Source organism: Planococcus sp. A6, assembly GCF_028823615.1.
Classification (GTDB): Bacteria; Bacillota; Bacilli; order Bacillales_A; family Planococcaceae; genus Planococcus.
Genome location: NZ_JAPEHT010000207.1, coordinates 1 through 3571, shown reverse-complemented (window position 1 = coordinate 3571; position 3571 = coordinate 1). Strand labels below are relative to the sequence as shown.

The following is a 3571-nucleotide window of genomic DNA, read 5'->3' as shown; positions in this document are numbered from 1 at the left end:
TTTGTTATGCACTAGTGTTTCTACTATATTGAATAAAGTAGATCGTGAGAGTTTTAGATTGGAATAGTTTTGATGTTCAGTTTTTCTTCTTAATAGTATTCGCCGCCCGGCTTTGGGTTGACCTTTAGCGCTGGACGTATGACTTACTTGATAGCCTCCAAAATCTCTTCAATCTGCTCAATGTGGCGTCGTTCATGCTCGGCTATGAGAGTGAAAATACTGTTGGCAGGAATATCTCCAAATCGAGGATGGAACACGATATATCTTTCGATGTATTTGTTCTCATTTAAAAAAGCTTCGGTTGCGTTTCTTGAGTTTTGCAGCATTTTGATGCAGTCTTCTGCATTCCTGTGGACAGTGGAGGGCTCCTGCTGTGCCTTCATTTTCACTGAACGGTCCCGCACGATGGAGAAATCTTTCTCCTCAGCATGACCTATTTGTTTTTGCTGCACGGCGTTCTCCACCAGTCCGATAAAATTCACCTCAGCCACTGCCAGATGCTCGACCACCTGTGCAACCGTCCAACCTCCAAGTACCGTAGCAGTGTTTAACTCGTAATCATTTAAATCTCTTAACAAACTGATCAACTTTTCTCTCGTTTGAATGAATGACTGATCCATGATTGCTCCTCCCTTAGATGTGTATGAAATCCAGATTTTATTTCAATTTCATCATATGGTATGGACACAAATGAGTGCTTTTATATATTGGAGGACCTCTTTTTTAGGCAATATCAACTCTCAACTTTATCAGAGCCAAAATCTAAATTCTTTTAAACTGCCGCGTCAAAGCTTCTCCGTCTTCCTCTCAGCTTCCGCTTTCCCGATCGAAAACCCGTCAAATAAGCGACCACCGTAAGGCTCCAGCACGCTTTCGACGAATTCGATAATGTGCGCCGTTTCGTCGGTGCGGTAAAAATGCTCGAATGCCTCGACAAACCGGACCGCCAGTTCATGATCATGCGCTTCAAGTGAACGGATGACCCACTTGGATGAGCCGATCCATTTTTGCTCCGTGCGCAAAATGAATTCACTCACCAAATCCGAAAGCGTGTTGACGCAAAACAGCCGTTCTTTGCGGTCGTCACTGCCCCTCAGGTCGTCCAGCACATCGGTGATGAAATAGCGTTTCGTGCGAATTGTATCCGAGCTCCACGCTTCCGGCCCTGCTTCGAGCAATGCTTTCGCTTCTTGCTGGATGCTTTCCATGATCCCTGAATCTTTCAAGATGATGCCTTCGCTGACCATGCGCGGCATGCTAGGTTTCGCGGCTTTTCGGTCTTTTTCAAAAAATTCCTTGTAGGAACTTAAGTTATAGACAAATACTTCAATCGGCCAGCCATAAAAAATCATCGATTCACGGTATGAACTCATCAAGGTTTCATCGAACACGACGATGTCCAAATCTGACGTCGCTGTCTCCTGACCGCGCACCACACTCCCTGCCAGCAGCGCTCCGCGGCAGTGGCGGAAATTCGTTTCGACAAATACTTTCGCTGTGTGAATTGGTTCCCAACGCTGTCTCATTACTTTCCCCCACACTCTCTTTTATTGATCTTTCTTAAGCATACCCTACCTGGTGCACGAATGCGCATAAAAATACAGACATTCTCTTGAATGCCTGCAAGTCTATTAATTATTCAAGTCAGCCAATGCACTTCCGACACCCGGATAGCGGAATCGGAAGCCTTCCCGAACGAGACGTTCCGGCACGACCCAGCGGCTTTTCAAAATCAATTCCGTCTCGGTCCGAAGTGCGGCGGCACCGGTTTCAAGCATCCATTTCGATGCTGGCAGACCGGTCCGGCGGTTCATCGATTGCCGCAGCACTTTCATCCATTCTCTATTCGTCACGGGATTCGGCGCGGATGCGTTGAAGACGCCCGAGAGTTCATCGCGGTGCTGCATGAAACGAACGGTCCGATACAGATCTTCAATATGGATCCAGCTGAACATCTGTCGGCCGTTGCCTTGTTTTCCGCCCAGTCCATATTTCACGAGCTTGCGGTAAGGTTCCATGACACCGCCGTCACCGAGCACAATGGCGATGCGCAATGCCACTTGGCGCGTGCCGGGCAGTCGGAATGAAAAGAAGCTATCTTCCCAAGCTTTTGCAACTTCTACGGAAAATCCGCGCCCGATCTCTCCGCCGTCTTCAGTCATCGGGCGGTCTTCGGCATGACGGTAAATCGTTGCGGTGCTGGCATTGACCCATAGTTCTGGGGCAGTGCTGCACGCTTCGATTGCCCGGCCGATCGCTTCGGTCGTCTCGGTGCGTGAATTGAAAATTTCGCGTTTATTCGTTTCCGTGTAACGGCAATTGACTGATTTCCCCGCAAGGTTGATCACCAACTTCGCCCCGTCAAGCGCATCTCTCATGCTGTCTGTGTCGTCCCATTGAATATGCTCCGAGTGCCGTGAAATGATGTAAACGCGATAGCCGAGCCGTTCGTATTTTTCTTTCAAATACGTTCCGATAAACCCTGTACCGCCTGCGATGACTGCTTTCTTGACCATATTTTTACCTCTTTTCGCCGTAATTCTATCATGTTAGACGACGGACCCATGGTAATAGTTGCAGTTTTTTAGGAAATCGCTTCCCAAGCAGAGAGGTCTGTTGAAACTGTTGCTTTTGTTCAGCTTCGGTTACACTTATTTTTATGCGTTTCCTTAAATGAAGAAAGTTGGTGGATGAATTGAAGAAAAAGAAAGGCTTAACATTTAAAGTCATCAGTGCCTTGATCTTAGGTGCGATCACAGGACTGCTTTTAAATCTTTTTGCGCCGGAAGTTTTCGCAATACTCAATCCTTACGTCTTCGTGCCGGTCGGCCAGATTTTCCTCGCCCTCATCAGCATGCTTGTCGTACCGCTTGTGTTCTTATCCATCGTCCTCGGTACTGCAGGACTTGGCGATCCGTCGAAGCTTGGACGCATCGGCATCAAGACGATTTCGTATTTCTTGGTAACGACGACCATCGCCATCACCATCGGACTCGGCTTATCCGCACTTGTCCAGCCGGGCACAGCCGGCGATTTCGATATCGATGCGGCGACTTACAGCCCGGATGATGCGCCGTCAATTGCTGACACGCTGCTCAACATCATCCCGAAAAACCCGCTTGAAGCGATGACCGAAGGCAATATGCTCCAGATTATTGTCTTCGCGGTATTCGTCGGACTTGCTTTGACTGCGCTCGGTGATAAGACAAAAGGCATCTTGAGCCTGGTCGAACAAGGCAATGAAATCATGATGTACCTAGTCGGCATCGTCATGCGTTTTGCGCCATATGGTACCTTCGGATTGATTGCGACAGCGATCGGTTCGCAAGGCCTCGCCGCTATCCAGGCGATGGGCTCTTACATGCTCGTCGTCATCGGCGCCTTATTGATCCACGCAGCTTTTACCTACGGCGGCACCGTCTACTTCATGGCGAAGAAAAGCCCAATCTGGTTTTTCAAAACCTTTATGCCGGCCATGACGGTCGCTTTCAGTACATCCAGCAGCACCGGAACGCTTCCTGTCTCCATGGAAGTCGCGCAACGTGACTTGAAAGTACCGAAGTCGATCAGT

4 protein-coding genes are annotated in these 3571 nt (G+C 48.6%); 1 reads left to right on the top strand and 3 read right to left on the bottom strand.

All coding sequences use genetic code 11. From position 1 onward, the window contains the following. Positions 1-143 precede the first annotated feature (143 nt). From ON064_RS17655 to ON064_RS17645, 3 genes are all read right to left on the bottom strand, one after another. Entirely contained in the window at positions 144-620 is a 477-nt protein-coding gene (locus tag ON064_RS17655; protein ID WP_274625800.1) for a DinB family protein, read from the bottom strand. Positions 621-785: 165 nt separating this feature from the next. After that, positions 786-1526, bottom strand: a complete 741-nt coding sequence (locus tag ON064_RS17650) for a nucleotidyltransferase domain-containing protein (protein ID WP_274625799.1) — start codon at positions 1524-1526, stop codon at positions 786-788. A 105-nt stretch (positions 1527-1631) separates the two neighbouring features. Beyond that, positions 1632-2516, bottom strand: a complete 885-nt coding sequence (locus ON064_RS17645; RefSeq protein WP_274625798.1) for a TIGR01777 family oxidoreductase — start codon at positions 2514-2516, stop codon at positions 1632-1634. A gap of 170 nt (positions 2517-2686) precedes the next feature. On the opposite strand from ON064_RS17645, the gene ON064_RS17640 reads away from it, so the two are divergent. Beyond that, a partial coding sequence (locus ON064_RS17640; protein WP_274625797.1) for a dicarboxylate/amino acid:cation symporter occupies positions 2687-3571 on the top strand: 885 nt, incomplete at its 3' end.

Excerpts from the sequence above, each read along its gene's own strand:
- ON064_RS17655 (WP_274625800.1), bottom strand. The coding sequence starts at position 620 with ATGGATCAGTCATTCATTCAAACGAGAGAAAAGTTGATCAGTTTGTTA.
- ON064_RS17650 (WP_274625799.1), bottom strand. The coding sequence starts at position 1,526 with ATGAGACAGCGTTGGGAACCAATTCACACAGCGAAAGTATTTGTCGAA.
- ON064_RS17645 (WP_274625798.1), bottom strand. The coding sequence starts at position 2,516 with ATGGTCAAGAAAGCAGTCATCGCAGGCGGTACAGGGTTTATCGGAACG.